The organism is Saccharicrinis sp. GN24d3 (assembly GCF_052400645.1).
Classification (GTDB): domain Bacteria; phylum Bacteroidota; class Bacteroidia; order Bacteroidales; family Marinilabiliaceae; genus Saccharicrinis.
The window spans coordinates 418,466-443,399 of record NZ_JBQTGI010000001.1; the positions used below are offsets into that span (position 1 = coordinate 418,466).

Genomic DNA, 24,934 nt, shown 5'->3' on the forward strand with positions numbered 1-24,934 from the left:
AATTGAATTTCTAATAAAGCGTCAAAATGAAGAAAAACCTTATCGTTTTAAAATTACTTTTATGTGTTGGGGTTATAACAGCACAAACCAAGATTGCCCACATATTTACGAACCATATGGTATTACAACGCAATACACAAGTGGCGGTTTGGGGAACGGATAAACCTCACGCTAAGGTGGTAATCAAGGCTGGTTGGGGTGAGAAAGTGTCGGTTGAAACCGATAAACAAGGAAAATGGAAAACTTTTATTCAAACTATTGGGGCAGGTGGGCCATATGAACTTAGTATTAAAGGATCATCCAAAGTTGAATTTAAGGATATATTGCTAGGGGAAGTCTGGGTATGTTCGGGCCAATCTAATATGTCCATGTCACTTGAAGGTAATATGGGACAACCCGTGTACGGAAGTCAAAAAACTATCTTAAACAGTAATAACGATAATATTCGATTATATACAGTTGAACGTAATACAAGTGCCGAACCGCGTGAAGTATGCAACGGTGAGTGGGTAGTGTCAGAACCCCACACCGCTAAAGACTTTAGCGCTGTAGCTTATTTTTTTGGCAGACTTTTGAACGAGAAGTTAAATGTGCCTATTGGCTTAATTCATAGTAGTTGGGGAGGAACTCCTGCTCAGGCCTGGACTCCAGAGGAAACACTTAGAGCAGGATTTAAAGAGTTTTACAATCAGGCCGTTATGCCTAAACAGGAAAGCAAAAAAAACGCTCGGTTATTCAATGCAATGATTAATCCGATAATTCCGTATACCATTAAAGGAACCATTTGGTATCAGGGAGAGGGAAACAGGTTTAATGCAGAGCAATATTCCCGTTTGCTCCCTGCCATGATTAACAGCTGGAGAAATCGCTGGGGTCAAGGTGATTTCCCCTTTTATTTTGTGCAGATAGCATCATTCGGCCCGGGGAAGGAACATTGGGTCGAATTACAAGAGTCGCAATTAAAAACGATGTTGACCGTTGAGAAAACCGGAATGGTGGTAACTAACGACATTGGACAGGAGAATTGCATTCACCCCCCTAAAAAAAGAGAAGTGGGAGAGCGCCTGGCATATTGGGCATTGTCAAAAGACTATGGTTGTATGGGTATTCAATTCTCAGGACCAGTGTATAAATCAATGGAATTAAAAGAAGGTAAGGCCTATCTGCATTTCGATTATGCTCCATTGGGCGTTACGAATATGGAAAAGCCTTTGAATGATTTTGAAATTGCAGGTGCGGATAAGGTTTATAAAACTGCCCAGGCTAAAATCATAAAAGGTCAGTTAGAGGTATGGAGCGATGAAATAATGGAGCCGGTACATGTTCGGTATGGCTGGAAATGTTATTTTGAACCTTCCTTGTTTAATACGGCTGGTTTGCCTGCCTCAGGATTTAGAACGGAGGCGTTTGAGTAAACTAGGCGACCATTAGCATGATGTAGATAGTCACCCGTGAGAGTTTTTTTATGTCGCTAATTAAAAGGAAATACCCATAACAGTTTCAAATCCAAACTGGTTCTTTCCCGCCCATGTGCTTTAAACAAAGCCGTAAAGTTCTTGTGACCTTCAAGGTGTTGTTTTGTAAATTGTTTCAGTGAATCAATATTGGTAAAGTACTCAACGGTGGCTGAAACCCCCATGTCATGATTTGAGAAGAAAACAAAGTGCTCAGTTCCCATAGGTCCCGGGTATTTCGAAACGATAGCGTAATCCATTGTTTTTCCTGTAGTTGAAATGTTTATGGTTGTATCCTTCATGTTGGGAACATCTTTGATGGTAAGTGTATATCTGCTTACTTTAAAATGCTCGTTGGCATCGTTAAAGAAAGGAATAAACTTACAGTTGGTAAGTAAAGGCCCTGCGTAAATGGCATTTCCGTTTTTAATATCATCCAAAGATGTATTTGAATCGAATTTAATGTCAAACCTACGATGATAAGGTGTGAACAATTGGGCTATGTCGCGAGTCGCAAAAGCACCCATTCCGGTGAAATATTGATAATATGCTGGTTTTAGCTGGTTCTTTAATTCGGGTTTACCTTCAATGAATTTATAATATTCTTCAATACTGTTAATATTATAATCCCTTGTAAAGCCCGGTTGGCCAGTAATCGTATTGCCCCGCATACCAAAGGCATCCCCAATAAATAATGTAGTTTTATTATTAATGAATTCCTCCCATACTTTTGGTTTTTTAGGCGGTTGGTTAACTATTATTAAAGAGATAATGAAGACAGCAAAGGCAGCATAAATAAGGGTATGCTTGCCAATGAATTGACCGGTTTTTAGTTTTGCATCAACCTTTTTTTTGTACCTGACACTATACTGTCCTTTATCAATAACAACATGCCATTCGTTCCTTGCACCTTCATTGGCATAATAATCATCCAGCTTTTTTCGTAAGTTATACATGCTAACACGAACACGGGTATTGCTTTTATCTGGTTTGTCTTTTTTGCCAAAGAATTCTATGTCTATAATATCTTCTTTTAAAAAGGTATCTTCTATTTCAGCTTTAGCCAGATATTTTAGGAGAGCAGCACCAGTGGTTACTTTTTGAAAGGTACTACTTTGTGTTACAGTTTTGATTATTTTATTTTTTTCCTCTTCCGAAAGCATCTGCATTTAATATATGCAATTTGGTTTTAATTAAAATTTGCAAATTTAAGTTTGAAACGATAGTGTGTTAAGTGTCTGTGGACTTGTGTTGTACGGTTTGTGTTAACCGTTACAAGTACCGTTACAACAAGGTTAAAGATAGTGTATTTTAATAAATAATACGACTTTTGATTGAGGGTAAACATAAAATGTGTTTTCCGAAACAATGATAATCTACAACATATGAAACGAGCAGAATTAACGAGGGAGCTATGCTGATCTTAGATTCTCATAAAAGGGGACGATAATTTTTGCGAGTTCCATACGACCTTACAACAAAATATAAAGGTATGAAACAACTAAGTCTATTTTTTATTTTAACAGCACTGGTATCTTGCAATAATGCTAATAAGCTACCCAAAGCAGAAGATGTATTTGAACTTACCCAACGTGTTGCTGATTGGCAAATTGAAAACTGGGAAGATCAGGGTGAATACCGAGCATTACCACCGGAAGAAGACCGTAAAAAGTGGCATCATCGTAAGCGCTATCACGATCTGGAATGGCTGCCGGCTACTTTCTATGCGGGGCTTTATCAGTTTTCTGAAATTTCGGATGATAACAAATACGAAGATTGGCTGACAATGATGGGTAATAAGTACGACTGGAAATTGCATAAACGCATGTATCATGCCGATGACCATGCTGTAGGTCAGTTTTATTTGAGTATGTACCGATTAACCGCCAAAGGTTTTATGTTGCAGCCAACCATGAAGCAGTTCAGCGCTATTATGAAAAGCGATAAAAAGGATGATTGGCACTGGCATTGGTGCGATGCGTTGTTTATGGCCCCTCCAACATGGGCACGACTGGCAAAGGTGACCAGTTGGAAAAAGTATTTGCAATATATGGATAAGCAATACCATATCACTTACGATAATTTGTGGGACGAAGAAGAACAATTGTTTTTTAGAGATAAAAGCTATATAGATAAAAAAGAAAAAAACGGAGAAAAAATCTTTTGGGCTAGAGGGAATGGCTGGGTTTATGGTGGATTAGCGCTGATGATTCCTGATTTTCCTCAGACATGGGAAGGCAAAGATTTCTACATTGATATTTTCAGAAAAATGTCGGAAACACTTAAAAGGAGTCAACGTCCTGATGGAACCTGGTCGGCAGGACTGTTAGGGGATGTCAAGGACTATCCAAACATTGAAACCAGTGGAACTTCCTTTTTTACTTTTGGTTTGGCGTGGGGAATCAACAATGGTATTTTGGACAAAGCCATGTATGAACCTGTTTTATTAAAAGCTTGGAACGCGTTAGAAGGAACTGTTACAAAAGAAGGAATGGTAGGTTATGTGCAGCCTGTAGGTGCAGCCCCAGGTTTAAGCTATCCTAATTATACCGAGTTGTACGGAAGTGGTGCGTTTTTATGCGCAGGAACCGAGATGTACAAGTATATCAATAAATTTTATCCAACAGAGGAAGATGGGGGTGGGGGCTCACAACATACTATTTTTATGCACAATGGTGGTTGGTGCTGGTACCAGGACCCAAGAGCTATTATCAGCAATGGTAAGATAGTTATTGGCGGGCTCAATGGTCAGAATGGCGACGTGAATGTTGGGGTTTACAATTTAAGGGGGGATTCCATTGAGGGAAGAGTAACTTTACATAAGGAGCTTCAGCCCGACGACCATAATGTACCAGCTTTATATGCCCGTCCGGATGGAAGCGTATTGGCGGTATGGGCAAAACATGGAAACGAAAAGATTCATTATTATAATATTTCAACAGCTGACAATTACTTGCAATGGGGCGAAAGAATGCAGCATAATCATGTGTATGGGGATAAAAGAGGTGTTACTTATATGAACCTTTATCATTTAAAAGATGAGGATTTGCTATATAATTTATATCGGGATGGGGAGACTTTTAACCCTTCTTTTATCACTTCTGATGATAATGGAAAAACATGGGGTAATCGAACGCACTTTATTGCCAACGATGTAAAAGGACGTCAGCGCCCTTATTGTCGTTATGCGCAACCTGATGAGAATACAATAGGTATTTCATACACCGATGCACATCCGCGTAATTATGGGAACAGTGTATATTATGCCCAGTATAGGGATGGTGCTTTTTACAAGGTGGATGGTACCAAAATTAAAGATTTGAAAGATGGACCTTTGCGCACTTCGGAAGGGGAGAAAATTTATACCGGAAGCGAGACCAAAGAAAAACCAGCAGGCTACGAGAGTGTGCCAAACAGCGGATGGACCTGTGCAATGGGGCAGGATGAGAAAGGCAATCCTCATGTGGGTTATTCGTTGTATTTAAGTAATTCCGACCATCGCTATCGTATTGCCTCATGGGATGGAAAAAAATGGAACGATCGTGAAATTGCTTTTGCCGGAAAGTGTTTGTACTATGTAGAGAGTTCCTACACTGGTTTAATGGCTTTTGACCCAACAGACCCAACCAAAGTTTATATTTCATCAGATGTTAATCCATCAACAGGTGAAGACCTTGGCGGAAGACATGAAATATATGGCGCAACCATTGGGGCTTATGATGATATTTCAACGATAAAATGGGAAGCCATCACCTCAAATTCTAAATATCGAAATATCCGACCCATTGTAGTTGTTGGGGATGGTTATAAGGCCTTGTTGTGGTTAAATGGTCCCTGGGATACTTTTGTGAATTATGATGTTAATGTGGTTGGGAAAATACTGGAAAAACCGGAGTAGTGAATGGTCATTCGAAGGATTAGTTCTTGGTGTTTATGGTTTATCGATGATTACAGATCCGTCAAAGTAGAGAAAATGAAACAAAGGATATGGAAATAATGATTTCTCCTGGGGATGGTGACACGGAATCACGAATAGCACCTATCCTTTGCCGAAGAAAAGAATGGGATGTCAGAAAAAATTACTTTTGGGATGATAAGATGGCCTGCCTGGAAGCGGGAATTTCAGCAAATTTAATGGCGAAATATTTACCTCCATTCAGCAATCCTGGTTAATAGGAGAAATTTAGTCGGCGATTGGAGATTTTAAAAAAGTGAGGGTGAAATCAGAGCCGATTCCCGGGTACATCATTATGGAATAGGGCCTCAAATTTTCGGGAATTCAACCGTTAAAGCTTTAGATGTAGGAGTTAAAGGTGAAGAGTATAATATTTGTATAGATTTTTCCAATGGTCATTTTAAAAGCAAAACAATTGAACGGAAATTAGTACATTGGCCTTTTCTCTTGAAAATATTTAAAATGAAGCAATTTCTATTGATATTACTGATTCCCCTTATGTTTTCTTGTTCTTTATCTGAAAAAGATGAAGGCGTACTACACAACAAAAGAGTTTTAATTTTTGGCAACAGTATCACCCAAAACGGGGCTTATGTTACTTATATAGAGTATTTTTTACGTAAAAACTATCCCGAGCAAAAACTGGATATCATAAGTATCGGTCTTTCCAGCGAAACGGTTAACGGAGCTTCCGAAGCCAATCACCCATATCCTAGGCCTTGCGTTCATACCAGGTTAGACTCGGCCTTGGCTATGGTTCAGCCGGATGTAGTAATGGCTTGCTATGGCATGAATGACGGAATCTATACCTGTCACAATAAGGAAATTTTTGAAACTTATAAAAAAGGCATTTATAAATTAAATGATAAAGTAAAAGCTTCAGGAGCTCAGTTGATATTATTGACACCAACTCTATTCGATCCTGGTCCCCAAAAGGATAACTTAAGAATGGAACACGAAGAACATTCTTATCGAAATCCTTATTACAAATACATTGAAGTATTGGATGAATTTACCAATTGGCTTTTATCCATAAATGATGATGGATTAAAGGTGATTGACTTGCACAACTTTCTACAACCTATATTAGCCGACGCAAAGTCGATCAAAGAAGATTCTACGTTTATCCCGGATGGCGTTCACCCAAACAAAGCAGGTCATTTTTTAATGGCCAAAAAAGTGTTGCTCGATCTATATCCCCAAGTCGAAATGGGAAATCCATATCCAACCGTAAAGCAATTAGCGTCTGATTCCCTATTCATTCTGGTGGAAAAACGAAGAAAACTTCGTTCAAAAGGATGGTTGGAATATGTGGGGTATATCAAAAAAGATACTGTTAAAATAGATGATATTGTTCCTACAAAATTAAAGGTAGAAGAGTTGGATAAGATGATTGAGGAATTGGAAATTAATTAACAGCAGTAAATATGGTCGCGGAGAGTGAGGGTTAAAGGCTGGTTCCATAAGGCATTAAGATTTCGGGGTATAACCAGGTCGTTCCCCTTAGCCCAGAGGCTAGAGGGAACGACGACTGCGTAGCAATGGGGGCGGGGGTTCACTAAGAAATGTTTTAATGACCGTCACATCACTCACTTTTTTATATAATTTGTATACTATTGTCCGGTTAAATTTTAGCCGGAAACCAATGATAATTTTATTAAATATTGAATAAAATGAAGCTAAAAGCAATATTTCCAGTTCTCTTAATATTACTATTAAATGCTTGCCAACAAATATCAAAAGAACAGCAGAAACCCAATATCCTCCTATTGTGTATCGACGATCTGCGTCCCGAGTTGAACTTTTTCGGAAAAGATTACATCCATTCACCAAATATCGATGCACTGGCAGCTAAAGGGCGCGCGTTCCAACATCACTATGTAAACGCACCTAGCTGTGGGCCTTCCCGTTATACCCTGCTAACAGGTACCTATGGTCCGCCAAGTAACGATGCTTTATTTATAAGAGCAGAAAAATATGCTATTAACCCGGGAGAAGTTAAGCCTAGCATGCCCGAGTGGTTCAGGAACAATGGCTATACCACGGTTTCCGTGGGGAAAGTTTCTCATCACCCGGGAGGAAGAGGAGGAGCAGACTGGAACGACAGTGCAACAATCGAAGTTCCCAAAGCCTGGGATAAACACCTGATGCCAGTAGGAGAATGGCAACATCCCCGTGGCGCAATGCACGGACTGGCTCATGGCGAAATCCGCAAGCACGATGGCGATATGGATGTTTTTCAAAGTACAGAAGGAGATGATTCTATTTACCCGGATGGGTTAATCGCCTCTGAAGGAATTAAACAGCTTAAGAGCCTGGCATCAAAGGACCAGCCTTTCTTTTTGGCCATTGGTTTAATTAAACCTCATCTTCCATTTGGAGCACCTGCAAAATATATGGCGCATTATAAGAGTGTAAAACTGCCTCCAATTGCCCACCCTCAAAAGCCTCAAGGAGTAACTACCTGGCATAAATCCGGGGAGTTTATGAAATATAACCGCTGGGGCAGAAATCCAAACGAAGACCCGGAGTTTGCCGATGAGGTTCGCAGGCATTATGCGGCTTGTGTGAGTTACGCCGATATGCATGTGGGGATGATCATGGATGAACTGAAGAAAACAGGGGCCCATAAAAACACGGTGGTTGTGCTTTGGGGTGACCATGGCTGGCATCTGGGTGAGCATGCCATCTGGGGAAAACACAGCTTGTTTGAGGAAGCTTTGCATTCGCCGCTTATTGTCTATTATCCCGGAATTGAAAAGGGTGGAGCAAAAGCTGATGGAGTGGTAGAAACCATTGATATTTTCCCAACTCTTTGCGAGTTAACGGGAGTAGATACCCCCGGCTTTGCTCAAGGAATTTCTTTGAAACCTATATTAGATAATCCAATGGCCAAAGGTCATTCTGCTATTGCCTATAAGAGCGGCGCTACCCTGCGTACTTCAACGCATCGTTTAATTTTGCACCCGGACGGACATGCCGAATTATACGACCATACAACTGCGGAAGGGGAAACCAAGAATATTGCAAAGGAGAATCCCGATATAGTGAAAGAACTGATGGCTATTTTAAATAGCAAATATCAAGCTTCGAAGAAATTCGGACTTCATGATTAAAAAACGTAAAAAAATAAGAAAACGGGGTCATTTAGTGTACCCCGTATTTCGTATTAATGATTTTGTCTTGATTCCGCATACGTTTTGAAATTATTCAGGATAGCCTGCCAACCTTGCCTTTGAAGGTCTTCGGAGTTGTTTGGCTCCGGCTCAAACGATTCGCATATTTTTGTCTGATTCCCATCCTGTTTAAATTCAACAACCAGTAATCTGCCATCTGCCAGGTGGGATTTTATAAGATTCTGGTCCTCAACATGGTCATGAACCCCCATAAATTCAAATTCGGCCTGACCATCTTTAGAGGCCATTTTGTAGTTGAACATACCATGAATTCTTAGATCGTTTTGCGCTCTTGGGCAATGCCAATCGGTACTGGCAAAATTCCAGTTCACAATGTGCTCCGGTGAGGTCCACAGCTCCCAAACCTTATTACGATCTGCCGAAATAGAAGCTTCAACTTGGATTACATTTTCCATGACTTGGTAGATTTAAAGATTCCAAATTAAAAACACCTTCAAAATGTAATTGGTTCATAGGTTATTAGTAGGATTGTATAAATGCTTATGTTTTTATCCTACCGAATTTATAAAGTTTAAAGATTAGGTTTCTTTTGCTTGCTCAAATAGTATATATTATTTAATTTGTTTGTTGAATATTTATATGGTAAGGTTTAAGACCCCAACTGGCCTTGTATATAACAACCAGGCAGGAGCATGGATTATCCCTTAACGTAATATTGGTAAATTTAAGTTGTAACACATGCAGGATGCGCCGCACGTATTAAAGTAGCTCGAATTAAGATTAATGAGGAACATTGTTTTCATAGATACCGAAGTAGACCCAGGAAGCAAAAAAATACTTGATATTGGAGGTGTAACCGAGAGTGGTTTGCAACTTCATTCAACCTCATTGGCAGAATTTTTGGATTTTATAAATAACAAGGAATATATATGCGGACACAACATCATGAACCACGACTTGTTATACCTGGAAAGAACTGCATACCAGGATATGTCAGGCATAAAATCTATTGATACATTATTCTTATCTCCATTGCTGTTTCCTTCCAAACCTTATCACGCACTGCTTAAAGATGACAAACTTCAAACGGATGAATTAAATAACCCTTTAAATGATGCAATTAAAGCAAAAGACCTTTTTTATGATGAAGTATCAGCATTTCGGGACTTTGATCATGATTTGAAGCAGATTTACTATTTGTTGCTTAAAACCGAATGGGAATTTACATGTTTTTTTGATTTTATAAACTACAGAACTTCTGAAAAAGATGTCATTGGCCTTATACAAAAAAGGTTCTCCGAAAATATTTGCAACAACATTCATCTTGAAAATATCATTAAAGAAAACCCAATTGAATTGGCTTATAGTTTAGCATTAATCACTACCAATAACCGATATTCGATAACACCACCATGGGTAACCAAAACCTACCCTGAAGTAGAAAGGGTTATGTTTTTATTAAGAAACAATCCGTGTTTGGAAGGATGCTGCTATTGTAATAAATCACTTGATGCAAAAATTGCGCTAAAGAAATATTTTGGGTTTGATTCCTATCGGTTATATGGAGGTAAAGCATTACAAGAAAAAGCTGTTAAGGCGGCCATTGATAATAAGTCTTTTTTGGCAGTATTCCCTACTGGAGGAGGAAAGTCTATAACTTTTCAAGTGCCGGCATTAATGAGTGGCGAAGCTGTAAAGGGCCTGACCGTGGTTATTTCTCCCCTTCAGTCTTTAATGAAAGACCAGGTTGATAATCTGGAAAACTCAAATATAACGGAAGCTGTCACCATAAATGGTTTGCTTGACCCAATAGAAAGGGCAAAATCTATCGAAAGAGTTGAGAATGGAACAGCCTCTTTACTCTACATTTCTCCGGAATCACTTCGATTAAAATCTATAGAACGGCTTTTACTAGGACGAAATGTGGTACGCTTTGTAGTAGATGAGGCACATTGCTTTTCCTCTTGGGGGCAGGATTTTAGGGTTGATTACCTCTACATAGGCGACTTTGTAAAAGCATTACAGAAAAAGAAAAACCTCGAAAGCGAAATACCAGTTTCTTGTTTTACAGCAACTGCAAAACCAAATGTAATTCAGGATATAAAGGATTATTTTCAGGATAAACTATCTTTAAAGCTAGAAACCTTTAGCTCAAAAACATCCCGTACGAACTTAAGCTACAAGGTAATCCCCAGAGACAATGAGGAAGATAAATATGAAACCATACGTAGGCTGATTGATGGTAAAAAATGTCCTACCATAATCTATGTTTCGCGTACACGGAGAGCCTACCAAATTGCAGAAAGGTTATCAAATGACGGGTATATGGCAAAGCCCTATCATGGCAAAATGGATAAACAGGAAAAGTCAGAAAACCAAGACGCATTTATTCGTGGTGATGTCGATATAATGGTGGCTACCTCCGCTTTTGGGATGGGGGTTGACAAAAAGGATGTGGGAATGGTCATTCACTTCGAATTGTCGGACTCGCTTGAAAACTATGTCCAGGAGGCGGGCAGGGCTGGAAGAGATGAGAATATTACCGCTGATTGTTATGTTCTTTTTAATGAAGAAGATTTAAGTAAGCACTTTATATTACTCAATCAATCCAAGTTGAATATTAAAGAGATTCAGCAAATATGGAAAGCCATAAAAGATATAACCCGGTTTAGATCACGTGTTTCAAATTCGGCACTGGAAATTGCAAGGAAAGCCGGATGGGATGAAAGTGTATTTGAGATAGAATCAAGGGTGAAAACTGCAATTTCGGCATTGGAAGAAGCTGGTTACCTTAAACGAGGGCAAAATATGCCCAAAATATATGCCAATAGTATTCTCTCAAAAAATGCTCAGGAAGCGATAGAAAAAATAAACCTCTCGGAAAGGTTCGATGAGCGGCAAAAGCAACTTGCCGTGCGAATTATTAAAAAACTGTTTGCCAGTAAAAGTAAAATGCAGCCCACTGATGAAGTTGCGGAATCAAGAGTGGACTATATATCCGATCATTTAGGAATTGTAAAAGAGAAGGTGATTAATGTGGTTAACTTGTTGCGCGAAGAAAAAATACTGGCTGACAAAAAAGACTTGACAGCTTTTATCAAACGAGGTGAAAATAAAAACCGCTCACTGAGCGTGCTGAAATCAATTGGTAAAATTGAGAAGTTTCTGGCGACTCAATTTGACGAGCAGGAAAAGTCTTTTCACATTAAGGAACTTAACGAACACGCAGAGGAATACGGATGTTCGGACGTATCGCCTCATAAAATCAAAACCATCATCAACTTTTGGGTCATTAAAAACTGGCTCAAAAGGAAGCAACATGATTTCTCAAAAAATCATGTAACCATACTATCCAACTATTCACAACCAGAACTAAGGGACAGACTGGGAAAACGTCATGAATTAGCGCGTTTTATTGTTGATTTTCTTTATTTAAAAAGTAATCAGGACCTATCTTTTTCTGACAAAAACAAAGTGCAGGTTTTAGTGGGATTTTCGGTACATGAATTAAAAGAAAAATACGAGAATCAAAATGCATTATTTAAACGCAATATCACCATTGCAGATATTGAAGATGCCCTGTTTTATTTGTCAAGAATAGAGGCCTTAAAAATAGAAGGAGGTTTTCTGGTTGTCTATAATTCATTAACTATTGAACGACTTGAAAAAAATACTAAAAAGGGATATAAAAAAGAAGACTATAAGAAACTGGATCAGTTCTATGAAAATAAGGTACAGCAGATTCATATTGTGGGTGAATATGCCAAAAAAATGATTCAGGATTATAGAGAGGCTTTACAATTTGTTGAAGATTATTTTCAGCTAAACTATTCTTCCTTTCTGAATAAATATTTTAAAGGTAGCAGACAAAATGAAATAAAAAGAAATATTACACCTGCTAAATTCAGGCAACTGTTCGGAGAGTTATCTCCTTCCCAGTTAAGTATCATTAAAGATAATCGTTCGCCATATATTGCAGTTACAGCAGGTCCGGGAATTGGCAAAACAAGGGTGTTGGTGCATAAGCTGGCGTCTTTATTATTGATGGAAGATGTAAAACACGAACAACTATTGATGGTGACCTTTTCGAGGGCTGCCGCAACGGAATTCAAAAAACGATTGCTCACCTTAATTGGAAATGCGGCCAGTTTTATTGAAATAAAAACCTTTCATGCATATTGTTTCGATTTGCTCGGCAGGATTGGCTCGATAGAAAAATCCCAAACTATTATTAATACAACGGTTGAGAAAATACGTAACCAGGATATTGAACCAAACCGAATTTCAAAGGCCGTTTTGGTTATTGATGAGGCCCAGGATATGGATAAACATGAGTTTGAGTTAATTAAAACCTTAATGGAATACAATGAAGAAATGAGAGTAATTGCTGTTGGGGATGATGATCAAAATATTTACGAGTTCAGAGGAGCTGGTTCCCAATACTTAGAACAATTTATATTGGAGCAAAAGGCCAAAAAAATCGAATTGATCGAAAACTATCGCAGTAAATCAAACCTGGTAGCATTTACAAATCGGTTTGCCGAAAAAATAACCCATCGCCTGAAGGTAACACCTATTGTTGCCCATTCAAATGAAACCGGATTATTAAAGTTAATTAAGTATTCCTGTTCAAATCTCGTTGAACCAGTTGTCAATAGTATATCCTCTTCTGACCTTATGGGAACTACCTGTGTTTTAACGCATACAAACGCTGAAGCCTTGCAGGTAGTAGGTCTTTTGCTTCGGACAGGATTACCCGCAAAACTTATTCAAACTAACGAAGGGTTTAGTTTATATAACCTAATAGAGGTCCGATACTTTATCGAACAGCTTAAATTTACTGAAGATAAATATGTGATTAGCGATAATGCCTGGAAAGCAGCAAAAAGAAATCTTTGGAATAAATATAAAACTAGCTCTAAAATAGATATCATCATTCATCTGATTAAAGATTTTGAATGGAGCAACCCTAAGAAAAAATACCAATCGGATTTTGAAATATTTGTAAAAGAATCTAATCTTGAAGATTTCGCCAGCACAACCGGAGAAACGATATACGTATCCACCATTCATAAGGCAAAAGGCAAAGAGTTTGACAATGTTTTTTTACTGCTGGATGGTTTTAATCCGGATAATGATGCAAAGAAACGTGAATTATATGTGGCCATGACCAGGGCTAAGCAAAACCTTACGATTCATGTAAATGGGAGCTACCTTGATGATATCTCATGTCAATACATGGAAAGAAAAATGGATAATATTCAATATAAACCGTCGAATTTGTTAGTTGCGCACCTTTCTCACAAAGATATTTGGTTAGACTATTTTATGTATAAACAGCATGTATTGGCAAACTTAAAAAGCGGAGATAAGCTAATGGTTAACAAGGATGCTTGTTACGACAAAAACGGGAATTGCATTGTTAAATTCTCAAATCGTTACAAAGAAAAAATAAATCACTATGAAAATATGGGATATCAGCTGATTGCGTCGGAAATTAACTATATTGTATATTGGCAGAAAGAAGATTTAGAGAATGAGATTATGATCGTTTTACCCGAGTTGAAATATGTAAAGCAGGAGGCTCCAATAAATGGTCATTCATAGATATGGACGAAAATAGAATAGCCGTTCCGGTAATCATCTTGCAAATTTGCTTCAGTCAGTAGTAATAGGAGTTTGGATTGGAGTTGCTCCACCTTCCAAACTGTATGATGTAGAAAAAGAATTTCCGAGAATAATTCCGGCACCGATCCGTATCCTGAATTAATGAAAAAAAGCTAAATAAGATATTTAAAGAGCAATCTTTCAAGACATCTTATTTCCCTTAAGGATAAAAAGTAGGAAAGTAAAAGTTGATTCGTTATTTTAATCATTCACATTATAGGAAAAAAATGAAATACTATTTTGAAAAAACATTGAATTGTTCTTTTGAAGAAGCAGTAGAAAGAGCAACGGAAGAACTCAAAAAAGAAGGGTTCGGGGTTTTAACCGAAATCAACATCCACGACAAACTAAAAGAGAAATTAGGCGTTGATTTCAGGAGGTACCGCATACTGGGTGCATGCAATCCCGCTTTTGCCTATAAAGCACTGCAGGAAGAGGATAAAATTGGAACAATGTTGCCTTGCAACGTCATTGTTCAACAAGTTTCAGAAACCCAAACAGAAATTGCTGCCGTTGACCCGATGGCCTCTATGCAATCGGTAGAGAATGAAAAACTGGCAGGTGTTGCAAACGAAGTTCGGCAAAAACTTAAACAAGTAATTGACAACGTTTAAACATTCCATCCATAATGCATAACGTGGTCGGTTGATTTCCAAAGCGGAGCTTGTCACTCCAACTGAAAATAGGAGATTAAATCGTGACGGTACAGTCACGACCGTTGGTATGGCATTAAAGATGAAAGAAATTCCTAATAAAAACATCAATCTACTTCTTTCATCTTTCATCGGCTTAACCCGGGAATGATTATATCGTATTTTTACTAACTTGTACCCGGAAGCATTGATGAGTAACTAACTACAATCTTAATTAAACAAAATGAATATAAATCTGGCCGTGCTTATCGACGGCGATAACATACCATCGGCATATATCAAAGAGATGATGGAAGAAATAGCCAAATATGGCAACCCGACCATCAAACGGATTTACGGTGATTGGACTAAACCTAATTTATCAAAATGGAAAAGTCTATTGCTCGAAAATGCCATAACACCGATACAACAATATGGATATACCACGGGTAAGAACGCTACCGATTCGGCCATGATTATCGATGCCATGGACATTCTATATTCGGAAAAGGTGAATGGGTTCTGTCTGGTATCAAGCGATAGTGACTTTACCCGATTGGCGACAAGACTCAGAGAGGCGGGTATGCAGGTAATAGGTATAGGGGAAAAAAAGACGCCCAACCCCTTTATTGTTGCCTGTGATAAGTTCATTTATCTCGAAATATTGAAACATGAATCAAAACCCAAGGAATCAGAAAATGAAAAAGATTTTGATAAGGATTCTGTGGATAAAATTACGGCGAAGGAAATTAAGCTGATTGCCACCACCATAAATGACCTGTCGGATGATGATGGTTGGGCATTTTTAGGAGATGTAGGCAGCTTGTTGCAAAAAAAGCAGACTAATTTTGACCCGCGGAACTATGGTTTTCAGAAGTTAACCCCACTCATTAAGTCTACCGGTAAGTTTGAGATAGAGCAAAGAGAAAAACCCAAAAGTCGTTCTAAACTAATATTTGTGAAAAATAAATAAGCCACCTTTACTATTGACGGTTGACCGATAAACACTGAACACTAGAGCCCGCCCGCCAGTATCTCTGCCAAATGGATAGTTTTTATCGGTAGCTTCTGCTTATTGATGTAGGACTGAATATTCATTAAACAAGAAGCCTCGGTGGAAACAATGTACCTGGCTCCGGTATTTAAAGCATTTTGTACTTTTTGTTCCGCCATGGCCGTTGAAATGGAAACAAACTTTACCATAAAGGTTCCGCCAAATCCACAGCACGTGTGACGGTCTTCCATTTCAATGAGTTCCAGTCCATTTACATTAGCCAATAATTGGCGGGGTTCGTCCGACAAGCCATACTCACGCAATGCCGAACACGCATCGTGATAAGTCACTTTATGGGGGAAGGAGGCATTCAAATCATTGATCTTTAGATGGTTGACCAGAAAGTCGGTAAACTCTATTACATTGCGGTTCAGCCGTTCGCATTCGGGCAGGTATTGTGCATCATCTTCAAATAGCTTTGTGTAATGATTTTTGACGTAACCCGCGCATGAAGCCGATGGTACAACAATTGGCCTGTCGTTAGGGAAATCTTTAAAAAACTTGATGGCTGCTTTCTTGGATTGCTTCCAATAGCCGCTGTTAAATGTGGGCTGACCGCAGCATGTCTGTTTGGGGTTATAACTTACCTCCACATTCTTCGATTCCAATATTTTTACAACACTCCACCCAATATTGGGAAACATTTGATCGATGAAGCAAGGTATAAAAAGGTCGACAATCATATTTAAAAATTTTACCAAAGGTAGCTTATTCGTTAATTTGGTCAACAGTCAGCAGTTAATGATGACTGTTGACCGATCTATCGCTGACTACAAATCCGGTTTACGCCGGTTGGCTTTTTTATCGCCATGTATTTTTTTGTTTTTAAGTCTTTTTAGTTTAGAGGTGCGAGTTGGTTTGGTAGCTTTTCGTTTGACGGCAGGCTTTAATGCCTGATGGATCAATTGGTGTAATAAAGCTACACCTATCTCCTTGTTTCTTAATTGAGACCTGGTTTCTTCGCACGCGATAACCAAATGACCTTCTTTATTGATTCTATTCCGTAGTTTATCAAGAACAACTTGTTTTTGATGTTGGTTTAAAATCTTTGAATTCAATACGTCGAAGTGAAGGATTACCCTTGTATTTACTTTGTTCACATGCTGACCGCCCGGGCCTGAACTTCTGGATGCGGTAAATGACAATTCGGTTTCCAGGTTAATCATTGAAGTATTGTTGAGATTTAAATACTGAATTTTGCTCGTGTTCCTTCATCCTTTTATGAGTTCGTCTCATCATGAATATCAACAATGGGAAAAACAGGAACAAAAGCCATTGGATTTGCACCATCAGAATAAAATCATAGAACCCATGAAAAAAGAATGGTACGAAAAACGCCAATGCCAAATACTTGGTTCTTGAAGCGGCAATGAATTTGGCCAGTCCTAAATAATACCCCATCATAATCCCGAACATGGCATGTGCCGGAACGGCGGTGAATGCTCTGGATATTCCCACGTGAAAACCATTAGAAAACACGTACATAAGGTTTTCTACCAACGCAAAACCAAGCGATACAAAAACTGCGTATACAATTCCATCAAAGCGTTCGTTAAAATTGGGGTTTTTCCAAATAAGAATATAAACGGCCAGTAACTTAAAAGCCTCCTCGCAGAATCCGGCCACCAAAAAAGCATTTCCAAAGGCCAATCCAATTTTTTCAGAGAACAAGAAGGGCAGGGATGAGGAAACCAATCTTTCGGCAATAATAATGGGAGGTACCGTCAGCACTCCTGCAACCAGTCCTTTAGCTAAGAGGGAAACAGGTTCTTTTTCGTATTTGTCACGATAGTATATATACACCAGAATTATAACCACCGGTGCAACCGATATCAAGAGTAGGTTCATTACAGTTTTTTTTTGTTGGCGGCAAGATAATAAAAATGCTAATAATAGTTCCTTGTAATAGGTGATATAGCCATTCGCGAATAGTGATTAGCAAATGATTATTAGGATAAGGGACTAACTGCAGCCTAACCGGCAAAATGACGATGTTGTCGCGTGAACATCGCTTTATCGTAAATTTACCGTTTTCCGGACTACCCATTTTATTCCCCGGAAATCTCTGTCAGTATTCCAGGCATGTAACGGCATGCCCTTGATGTCTGTTTACAGTTCTAAACATTTTTCCGTCACACCACAAAATAATCCACTGTTTCTTTCATTTTTTTCGATTCATGCGTCAGTTTCTCGATAAACTGGCGCATAAATTCAGCCTGAGCGGCATTTTGCGAAGTGATTTGGTTGAGTTGCGACAAACCCGAGTTGATCTGATCGACGGCCACACTTTGGCTTTCCGAATCCTCAGCAATAAGGTGCACCAATTCAGCGGTTTTGACAATTTCCGGAGCTATCGCCTCTAGCTTTCTGGTGGCTTCATTAGAGTTGTTTCTACCTACTTCGGCCAATATTTCAATTTCGTCAGTTAATATTTTTATACGTTCCGCCAGCTTGCGAACCTCGCTGGCCACTACCGCAAAACCTTTTCCACTTTGGCCTGCACGTGCAGCTTCCACCGCCGCATTTAGGGCAAGAATATTGGTTTGGGCGGCAATGTCTTTTACCTCATTTACTTTATCGGTAACCTCCAGCATCGAATCGTTGGCCTTTCTAACCGTATTGAGGCTCTTGGTAATTTCTTTGGCAGCTTCCTCTGATATCTGCCCTGTTTTTACAGCATTGCCCGTGTTGGCCTTGACGCTATCCATCACTTCGGCCATGGATGTGGTAATTTCTTCCATGCCGGCAGCTTGTTCTGAGGCGCTTTCCGCTAATTTCGATGTTTCTACATCAATTTGATGGGATGTATGGTCGATGGTTTCTGAAATATTGTCGATGCTGTTGATCACACGATTAAAACGTTGACCCATCGATTGTAACGACTTTACCATTTCACCTATTTCGTCGTTTCTATGGTAGGAAACCGCGGCTTTTAAATTCCCGGCTTCTATTTCTGCCGCAAACATTGACGCGGAAAGGATGGGGGTAAGGATGTTTTTAACCAACCGTCGTAAAATGAGTAGGATAATTACTATGCATACAATCAATACTGCCATCAGAATGTATTTTAACTGGTTGGCTTGTTCCATTACCACCTCTGTGGGGACACTGTAGGCCAATCCCCACGGGGTTGGGCAGTCACCAATGTTTATTTTTGAATAGGAGAAGTAGTCATTCCCATTATCGCTTTCATATTCGTGGGTAAACGTTCCTGCTTCGCCCATTCTTTCGAATAGATCGTCTGTTGTTTTAAAACCGTGCTGTAAATCCAGAATATTTTTTCCCAGCCAGGCTTCATTTTTCGACGCGATGATATCCCCGTTGTTAGAAAATAAAATCGCATTTCCACCTTTAGATGTTTCCAGGTCTTTAAATAACGCTTGGTAGCTGGTTAATTCAAGATCGAACCCAACTAACCCTAAAAAGGTATTGTTGTGTTTCAGCGGAATACAAACACTAGTTTCCATGATGGGTTCTTTTAGTTTACCCTCGTAATCTTCGTAGTATGGATTGGTAACGTATTCCGTGTTAAGTTTGTGTATGGTGTGGTACAGCCCATCGGGATCTTCCCCGTCCATATCCAGTGTATCCGTTTGTTGGGTTATTTCCCCTTGGTGGTTAAAGTAAGTGTTTCTCAATCTACCGTAGGTTGCGGTTCTGCTGTTGTCCAGGGTAAAAAGTTGCCAGTTATACCAGGTGCCTTTGTAACTGGGGTTATTGATGGTTAATGAGTGAATAATCTGATCGGAAATCTGAATTCTCTCTCTACGATCAAGCTTATGCAAGGACTGTATGGATTGTGCCAGGGAGCGCGCCATGAACAAATCTTTGTTTAAACTTTCCGATACGCGCGTGGAGTATAGCTGAGCAACCTTCCGGGTGCCGCTGACAGCGTTTTCTTTTGTGAAATTATTAAACTGAAAGCCAATAAAAAAGAAAGCCAACAAAAGAATTACTAAAAGAGGTAATATAACGCTAAGGAAAATTCTTAGTCGTAAGCTGTTTTTTTTTGTCATAAATTCAATGATGAAATCAAGAAACAGAAATGGGATTTTTGATGTATATGTACGTGACATAAAGGAAAAGGTTCAAAAAAAGTTAGGTTAACGTTTTTTTTTACGCGAATTTCTGTAATTAACGCGAATGTGTTTATCTTCGGTAATCGTGAATTATGCAATGGTTTTTAATTCGTGAAGATCCTTGTAATTATGGGTTAAATTAAATGTAATAATTGGAACATGCGAAGTAAATCAGATGGTAATAGTAATAAAATCGAACAAGTAGCAGAGCTCTTAAAGGCATCAAAATTTGCGATTGCCTACACTGGTGCCGGGTGCAGTGTGGAAAGTGGCATTCCACCTTTTAGGGGGGAAGCCGGAATTTGGAACAGGTATAACCCGCGTTTGTTGGAGCTGGATTATTTTTTCAGCAATCCGGAGCAATCCTGGAATGCCATCCGGGAAATATTTTATGATTTTTTTACGGATGCGAAACCTAATCAGGCACATATCGTTTTGGCCCAACTGGAAGCATTGGGAATCATCAAGGCCATAGTTACGCAGAATATCGATGACTTACACTTCAAGGCAGGGAGCAAAGAGGTTTATGAGTTTCATGGTAACTCTCAAAACCTGAAATGTACTAAATGTGGCTATTCGGTTGCTGCTTCCGGCATAGACCTGGGAAAAATACCTCCTGCTTGCGATAGATGTGGCGGACTTTTAAAACCTGATTTTATATTTTTTGGCGAAGGAATACCTCCGGTAGCATATGATAAAAGTTTTGATGCAGCGCGAATCGCCGATGTGGTTTTGGTAATAGGTTCAACCGGTGAGGTGATGCCCGCGTGCCAGGTGCCGTGGGAAGCCAAAAGAAAAGGAGCCACCATTATCGAGATCAACCCGACAGTATCCAATTTCACAAACCAAATTACAGATATCCATATTCGGATGGAAGCCGGAAAAGCAATGGAACTGATCGGTAAAAAATTCTAATTTTATATGAAATGAAGCCTGAATAACTTCAAGTGGCCGCGTAACTATTATTTCTACGATAAATTATTACATTTGTCAGTCATTTAATAAAAATGAGAACAAATTTCTACTATAAAAACTTTGACAATGAAATTATTAGAAGGAAAAACTGCAATTATTACCGGTGCGGCGAGAGGGATCGGTAAAGCCATCGCGATAACTTACGCTAAAAATGGTTGTAATGTAGCTTTTACTGATTTAGCCATCAACGAGGCTGCCGAAGAAACGGAAAAAGAGCTAAACGCTTTGGGTGTTAAAGCAAAAGGCTATGCTTCGGATGCCAGCAATTATGAAGATACACAGCGCGTGGTTAAAGAGATTCAAGAAGATTTTGGACGTGTTGATATTTTAGTAAATAATGCGGGTATCACTAAGGATGGAGCACTAAAAAGAATGACGGAAGAGCAGTGGGATATCATCATCTCTGTTAACCTGAAATCGGTATTTAATTTTACCAAAGCGGTTCAGCCAATCATGTGGAAGCAAGCCGGAGGTAGCGTTATCAATATGAGCTCTGTGGTAGGTGTTTCCGGTAACGCCAACCAATGTAATTACTCTGCTTCCAAAGCCGGTATTATCGGGTTCACAAAATCTGCTGCCAAAGAAATGGGCGCCAGAGGAATCAGACATAATGCAATAGCCCCCGGATTTATTATTACCGAAATGACAGGGGCTTTGCCGGATGATGTGAAGAAGGCTTGGGAAGGTCGTATTCCATTAAAAAGAGGAGGTACTCCGGAGGATGTTGCCAACACATGCGTATACCTGGGTTCCGATTTATCAGCTTATGTAACCGGACAAACTATTCATGTTTGTGGTGGTATGAACATGTAGGCGACACGGTCGCCAGTGAATAAAATAATATAGGGCTTGCAAATTTTGCAGGCCTTTTTTTATTTTAAAATAATTTTAGTCCAATAATAATGGAGAGTTCATTGTAATCGGTATCCCACGTCATATAATCTCCTGTTAGTTGCCTGTTAATTCCATATCTTGCTTCTGCACTACACTTACCAAGTAAAAATCCTGCTCCCACAGCAAAGTTACTAACCGTATTTACGTTTACATTTATATTATTCACGTTATTAAACCGATTAATAAGGATATTAGAATTTAAAGGCATATCGAATATATACATGGCGTTGAGAAATATGGACTTTTTTTCACCAACATAAAAATAGTGGCGAATCCCAATAGGAACCTCAAGTGAATTATATTTTATATGGTTCAATTCTTGATCAACTTCCAGTTTGGAATCCATAAAGCGCAATGTTGGTTCTACGATAATGGCCCATTTGTTATTGTTGAAAGGCAACGGTAGTTCGGAGGCTGCACCAAATCTATAACCCAAAGAATTGTTGTGCTCGTATGAACTTGAAAAATTTTTGTTTCTCATTGTTATGTTTGAAAAACTTATTCCGCCTTTTAAACTAATCCATATTTTAGATTTTCTGTTGGAACGATCCTTTGGGGTGCTTTCTCCGTTGCCGTTATATTGATTGATTAATTTTATAAGATCCTTTCTTTCATAATCTAAGTTGATTATATCTTTTCTGTCAATCTGAGGATCGTTTAGCAAAGTAAAAAGCTGCTGTTTAAACTTTTTATTGTAGCTTATTTTACCTTGAAGCAGGTACCTCTTATATATAAGCTGTTCCACTTTGGTAGTAGATGTGCTTATGAAATAACGGTTTAGGTTCCTGTCTTCGTAGGCATATAGTTTAACTTTACCGGCTACAAGTAACTTTAAAAAAAGAGTTTCTTCGCTATATTGTGGTTCATTCGAAATTCCTAGTTCCTCAATATTGTCAGTGGATCGGTCGATGTTTACTTTGTGACTTTCGTACTTTGAGTGATTATTAATGTGGAATTCCTTGGTATCGTTAGTTGTCGCTATTTTTATGGCACCATTTTCACCTATTTTATACTGAAATTTATCTGGATTATTTTTCCAGTCCATATTTTTGATAAAACATTGTACGGTATCATTTTTCTGGTTGACAAAATATCCTGGTTCAAAAGTAATTTGAGAGAATGCATTTAAGGTTAAAATGAGCAGCGCAGTTAAGATAAGGTGTAGTTTCATTCATATGGAATTTTATAGTTATTGTATGGAGTTCCCAAGTACATTTAAGTATTGCTTGCGAAAAATTCCATTTTACACGCCAGTTTCGTGCAAATTAAAATGTTGATCCTACTCTTCGTAGGTATCATCCAAATCATATTCCGAACGGTTTTCGCCGCGATCGAATGTGGGGAGTTCTTCCCAGAAAAATATTTCTTCCTTGCTTTTGGGCCTGAAGGCATCGAGCCAATAAAATCCTTCCAACCTTAAGTTTTCATCCGGTACTAAATAAGGAGGGTTCATATTCCCGTTTGGAGATACGCGCATGGTAATTTGGTCTACCATGCGCTGAGTCAGATATAAAGTCATATTGCTGCATTCGGCTCTGTTCACGCCAATAACATACTCCCGGTCTTTGGGGAAATATACCGACTGCGCATTACCATTTACATTAATCTTGTATATTTCATTGTTCCGTATGTATCCGGTCATGAGCTTTCCTTTTACCTGGTTGTAACGACCTGTATCTTCTTCCGAAATGATAAATGACCTGTCAATCAGGTCCACTTTATCAAGCACCTCATTTTTGGTGTACATCTTTATCACGTCCGCCGTCAGCTGATTGCCCATCGACCACATAATAGGATCGTAGTAAAAAGTGTTGGTGGTGTCCCTGGAATCGAACACCATGGAATCGCAACGGCCTTGCATGTCGCTCCTAAAATATTTTACTTTTCGATAAGCCTTTATCAGTTTCTGCTCGCCATCTTCCAGAGGCACTGCCTGTAAGGTGTCAGCGTGAAGAAAAAGGGTATCTTTATTATAAATCTGCAATAACTCTGCATTTAAAGTGGCCAGGGCATCCTGGGTTATCTCGTTGTAAAAACCGTAATCCCCTTTAATGATCAGATTATTGGTGGTGTCGTGCAGCTCCATGCTGTTAAATATCTCGCCATAGCCGCTCGCCCTATCGTAATAAATAGTGTCTCCTTTTAACAGTTGTTCTCCTTCAACATAGGCATTTTCCTTTAAAAGAGCCACATCGTGTTGCATGTCGTAGTAACCAGCTTCGGCATATATGGTGTTGCTATCACTGATAATAAAAGTGGGGCCTTCAATATTAGAAACTTTTGTTTCGGTATGGTAAATTAATGTATCAGATTTAATGATGTATTTAGGATTAGTTGCTACAACACTGTCCTTATAATGGACCTGGTCAGTAGCTGGGTAGTAATAACCTTTTTTGCTGGTTAAGGTATTTTCTTTGTTAACAATCTTACCAAAGTTAAAATAGTAGGCAAAATTGTTTACCCGATCGTAGTCTAAATAGTCCGTGGTCAATACCACATCTTTATTAACCAAACGAACATCCTCGCGGACCTGGGCCAAACCTGTATTTCCATCGTAGTTTAACCTTCTGCCATACAGGTGGAGCGTGTCGTTTTGGATGATATGGATATTTCCGTTTGCATTAATTTTGTTATCGAGAATGTACCGATAGGCCGTATCGCAGAACATGACGGCGGTCTCGTGGGTGAATTTTACATTGCCGATCAACACCTGCACGTCTTTCCCGTAAATAGCTTCGTCATAATTTAAGCTGTCGGCATTATTGACGATTACTTTTTTTTGCCCGGAAACAATTCCCGTATAAAATACAGAGGCTAAAATGATGATCTTGAAAATGCGATTTGATATATGCATTAGAATTACCGAGCTATAAATTTTATTAATGCGGCAAAAATAGCAGTAATACCCAAATTACGAAAATTATCCCATCCCTAAATAGGGCAATTATGAATATAAGCCGGGATCTGTCATTCGGAATTCTTCAAATTCCTTAATGTCAGCAGTCGAAAGCCTTCCCGATGGCTATGGGATAGAAAATCTTACCTTGCTTTTATGAAGCGAGGTTTAGATATTCTTGATCCAATTGG

At 39.0% G+C, this 24,934-nt stretch carries 18 protein-coding genes; 10 read left to right on the top strand and 8 right to left on the bottom strand.

The window, feature by feature from the left end; genetic code table 11:
* Window positions 1–26: 26 nt before the first annotated feature.
* Window positions 27–1,415: a sialate O-acetylesterase gene (locus ACT29I_RS01305; protein ID WP_444792520.1), complete on the top strand. Its 1,389-nt coding sequence runs from the start codon at window positions 27–29 to the stop codon at window positions 1,413–1,415.
* Window positions 1,416–1,471: 56 nt separating this feature from the next.
* Here ACT29I_RS01305 and ACT29I_RS01310 read toward each other — a convergent pair whose 3' ends face one another.
* On the bottom strand, window positions 1,472–2,617 hold the full coding sequence (locus tag ACT29I_RS01310; RefSeq protein ID WP_444792521.1) for a hypothetical protein: 1,146 nt from the start codon (window positions 2,615–2,617) through the stop codon (window positions 1,472–1,474).
* Window positions 2,618–2,946: 329 nt separating this feature from the next.
* On the opposite strand from ACT29I_RS01310, the gene ACT29I_RS01315 reads away from it, so the two are divergent.
* The 4 genes from ACT29I_RS01315 (at window position 2,947) to ACT29I_RS01330 (ending at window position 8,525) form a co-directional block, all read left to right on the top strand.
* A complete protein-coding gene (locus ACT29I_RS01315) occupies window positions 2,947–5,352 on the top strand; it encodes a glycoside hydrolase family 88 protein (protein ID WP_444792522.1) in 2,406 nt (801 codons plus the stop codon).
* Between the two features lie 89 nt (window positions 5,353–5,441).
* Window positions 5,442–5,627: a hypothetical protein gene (locus tag ACT29I_RS01320; RefSeq protein ID WP_430934360.1), complete on the top strand. Its 186-nt coding sequence runs from the start codon at window positions 5,442–5,444 to the stop codon at window positions 5,625–5,627.
* A gap of 244 nt (window positions 5,628–5,871) precedes the next feature.
* Window positions 5,872–6,825 (top strand): SGNH/GDSL hydrolase family protein, encoded by a 954-nt coding sequence (locus ACT29I_RS01325; RefSeq protein WP_444792523.1) that lies wholly within the window; start codon window positions 5,872–5,874, stop codon window positions 6,823–6,825.
* A 257-nt stretch (window positions 6,826–7,082) separates the two neighbouring features.
* Window positions 7,083–8,525, top strand: coding sequence for a sulfatase (locus tag ACT29I_RS01330; protein WP_444792524.1), 1,443 nt, complete (start codon window positions 7,083–7,085; stop codon window positions 8,523–8,525).
* A 53-nt stretch (window positions 8,526–8,578) separates the two neighbouring features.
* Here the strand turns inward: ACT29I_RS01330 and ACT29I_RS01335 are convergent, their stop codons facing one another.
* Complete coding sequence (locus ACT29I_RS01335) at window positions 8,579–9,001, bottom strand: SRPBCC domain-containing protein (RefSeq protein ID WP_430934363.1); 423 nt, start codon at window positions 8,999–9,001, stop codon at window positions 8,579–8,581.
* 328 nt (window positions 9,002–9,329) lie between these two features.
* On the opposite strand from ACT29I_RS01335, the gene ACT29I_RS01340 reads away from it, so the two are divergent.
* The 3 genes from ACT29I_RS01340 to ACT29I_RS01350 all read left to right on the top strand — a co-directional run bounded on the left by ACT29I_RS01340 (window position 9,330) and on the right by ACT29I_RS01350 (window position 15,818).
* Window positions 9,330–14,153: a RecQ family ATP-dependent DNA helicase gene (locus ACT29I_RS01340; RefSeq protein WP_444792525.1), complete on the top strand. Its 4,824-nt coding sequence runs from the start codon at window positions 9,330–9,332 to the stop codon at window positions 14,151–14,153.
* Window positions 14,154–14,440: 287 nt separating this feature from the next.
* Entirely contained in the window at window positions 14,441–14,827 is a 387-nt protein-coding gene (locus ACT29I_RS01345; protein WP_430934365.1) for a DUF302 domain-containing protein, read from the top strand.
* A gap of 262 nt (window positions 14,828–15,089) precedes the next feature.
* A complete protein-coding gene (locus tag ACT29I_RS01350; protein WP_430934366.1) occupies window positions 15,090–15,818 on the top strand; it encodes an NYN domain-containing protein in 729 nt (242 codons plus the stop codon).
* A 41-nt stretch (window positions 15,819–15,859) separates the two neighbouring features.
* Here the strand turns inward: ACT29I_RS01350 and ACT29I_RS01355 are convergent, their stop codons facing one another.
* The 4 genes from ACT29I_RS01355 to ACT29I_RS01370 form a co-directional block, all read right to left on the bottom strand.
* Window positions 15,860–16,582, bottom strand: a complete 723-nt coding sequence (locus tag ACT29I_RS01355) for a (Fe-S)-binding protein (RefSeq protein ID WP_444792526.1) — start codon at window positions 16,580–16,582, stop codon at window positions 15,860–15,862.
* Between the two features lie 87 nt (window positions 16,583–16,669).
* Complete coding sequence (gene arfB, locus ACT29I_RS01360) at window positions 16,670–17,065, bottom strand: alternative ribosome rescue aminoacyl-tRNA hydrolase ArfB (protein WP_444792527.1); 396 nt, start codon at window positions 17,063–17,065, stop codon at window positions 16,670–16,672.
* Entirely contained in the window at window positions 17,058–17,747 is a 690-nt protein-coding gene (locus ACT29I_RS01365; RefSeq protein WP_430934369.1) for a PrsW family glutamic-type intramembrane protease, read from the bottom strand. Before ACT29I_RS01365 ends, arfB begins: the two co-directional genes overlap by 8 nt.
* A gap of 284 nt (window positions 17,748–18,031) precedes the next feature.
* Window positions 18,032–19,915 carry a methyl-accepting chemotaxis protein gene (locus ACT29I_RS01370; protein ID WP_444792528.1) on the bottom strand — a complete coding sequence of 628 codons (1,884 nt, stop codon included), beginning with the start codon at window positions 19,913–19,915 and terminating at the stop codon, window positions 18,032–18,034.
* Window positions 19,916–20,137: 222 nt separating this feature from the next.
* Between ACT29I_RS01370 and ACT29I_RS01375 the strand changes: the two genes are divergently transcribed.
* Together ACT29I_RS01375 and fabG are read left to right on the top strand one after the other, a co-directional pair.
* On the top strand, window positions 20,138–20,893 hold the full coding sequence (locus ACT29I_RS01375) for an SIR2 family NAD-dependent protein deacylase (protein ID WP_430934371.1): 756 nt from the start codon (window positions 20,138–20,140) through the stop codon (window positions 20,891–20,893).
* Between the two features lie 126 nt (window positions 20,894–21,019).
* Window positions 21,020–21,766, top strand: coding sequence for a 3-oxoacyl-[acyl-carrier-protein] reductase (fabG, locus tag ACT29I_RS01380; RefSeq protein WP_430934372.1), 747 nt, complete (start codon window positions 21,020–21,022; stop codon window positions 21,764–21,766).
* 64 nt (window positions 21,767–21,830) lie between these two features.
* Here fabG and ACT29I_RS01385 read toward each other — a convergent pair whose 3' ends face one another.
* Both ACT29I_RS01385 and ACT29I_RS01390 read right to left on the bottom strand, forming a co-directional pair.
* The gene (locus tag ACT29I_RS01385; protein WP_444792529.1) at window positions 21,831–23,018 is read right to left on the bottom strand and encodes a hypothetical protein; all 1,188 of its coding nucleotides are present in this window, start codon (window positions 23,016–23,018) and stop codon (window positions 21,831–21,833) included.
* A 108-nt stretch (window positions 23,019–23,126) separates the two neighbouring features.
* Window positions 23,127–24,701, bottom strand: a complete 1,575-nt coding sequence (locus tag ACT29I_RS01390; RefSeq protein WP_444792530.1) for an OstA-like protein — start codon at window positions 24,699–24,701, stop codon at window positions 23,127–23,129.
* Window positions 24,702–24,934 lie beyond the last annotated feature (233 nt).

Coding starts and splice junctions, on each gene's coding strand:
- ACT29I_RS01310 (WP_444792521.1), bottom strand. CDS start 2,617: ATGCTTTCGGAAGAGGAAAAAAATAAAATAATCAAAACTGTAACACAA.
- ACT29I_RS01385 (WP_444792529.1), bottom strand. CDS start 23,018: ATGAAACTACACCTTATCTTAACTGCGCTGCTCATTTTAACCTTAAAT.
- ACT29I_RS01335 (WP_430934363.1), bottom strand. CDS start 9,001: ATGGAAAATGTAATCCAAGTTGAAGCTTCTATTTCGGCAGATCGTAAT.
- ACT29I_RS01315 (WP_444792522.1), top strand. CDS start 2,947: ATGAAACAACTAAGTCTATTTTTTATTTTAACAGCACTGGTATCTTGC.
- ACT29I_RS01375 (WP_430934371.1), top strand. CDS start 20,138: ATGCGAAGTAAATCAGATGGTAATAGTAATAAAATCGAACAAGTAGCA.
- ACT29I_RS01340 (WP_444792525.1), top strand. CDS start 9,330: ATGAGGAACATTGTTTTCATAGATACCGAAGTAGACCCAGGAAGCAAA.
- ACT29I_RS01305 (WP_444792520.1), top strand. CDS start 27: ATGAAGAAAAACCTTATCGTTTTAAAATTACTTTTATGTGTTGGGGTT.
- ACT29I_RS01330 (WP_444792524.1), top strand. CDS start 7,083: ATGAAGCTAAAAGCAATATTTCCAGTTCTCTTAATATTACTATTAAAT.
- ACT29I_RS01390 (WP_444792530.1), bottom strand. CDS start 24,701: ATGCATATATCAAATCGCATTTTCAAGATCATCATTTTAGCCTCTGTA.
- ACT29I_RS01355 (WP_444792526.1), bottom strand. CDS start 16,582: ATGATTGTCGACCTTTTTATACCTTGCTTCATCGATCAAATGTTTCCC.
- ACT29I_RS01320 (WP_430934360.1), top strand. CDS start 5,442: ATGGAAATAATGATTTCTCCTGGGGATGGTGACACGGAATCACGAATA.
- ACT29I_RS01365 (WP_430934369.1), bottom strand. CDS start 17,747: ATGAACCTACTCTTGATATCGGTTGCACCGGTGGTTATAATTCTGGTG.
- fabG (WP_430934372.1), top strand. CDS start 21,020: ATGAAATTATTAGAAGGAAAAACTGCAATTATTACCGGTGCGGCGAGA.
- arfB (WP_444792527.1), bottom strand. CDS start 17,065: ATGATTAACCTGGAAACCGAATTGTCATTTACCGCATCCAGAAGTTCA.
- ACT29I_RS01345 (WP_430934365.1), top strand. CDS start 14,441: ATGAAATACTATTTTGAAAAAACATTGAATTGTTCTTTTGAAGAAGCA.
- ACT29I_RS01350 (WP_430934366.1), top strand. CDS start 15,090: ATGAATATAAATCTGGCCGTGCTTATCGACGGCGATAACATACCATCG.
- ACT29I_RS01370 (WP_444792528.1), bottom strand. CDS start 19,915: ATGACAAAAAAAAACAGCTTACGACTAAGAATTTTCCTTAGCGTTATA.
- ACT29I_RS01325 (WP_444792523.1), top strand. CDS start 5,872: ATGAAGCAATTTCTATTGATATTACTGATTCCCCTTATGTTTTCTTGT.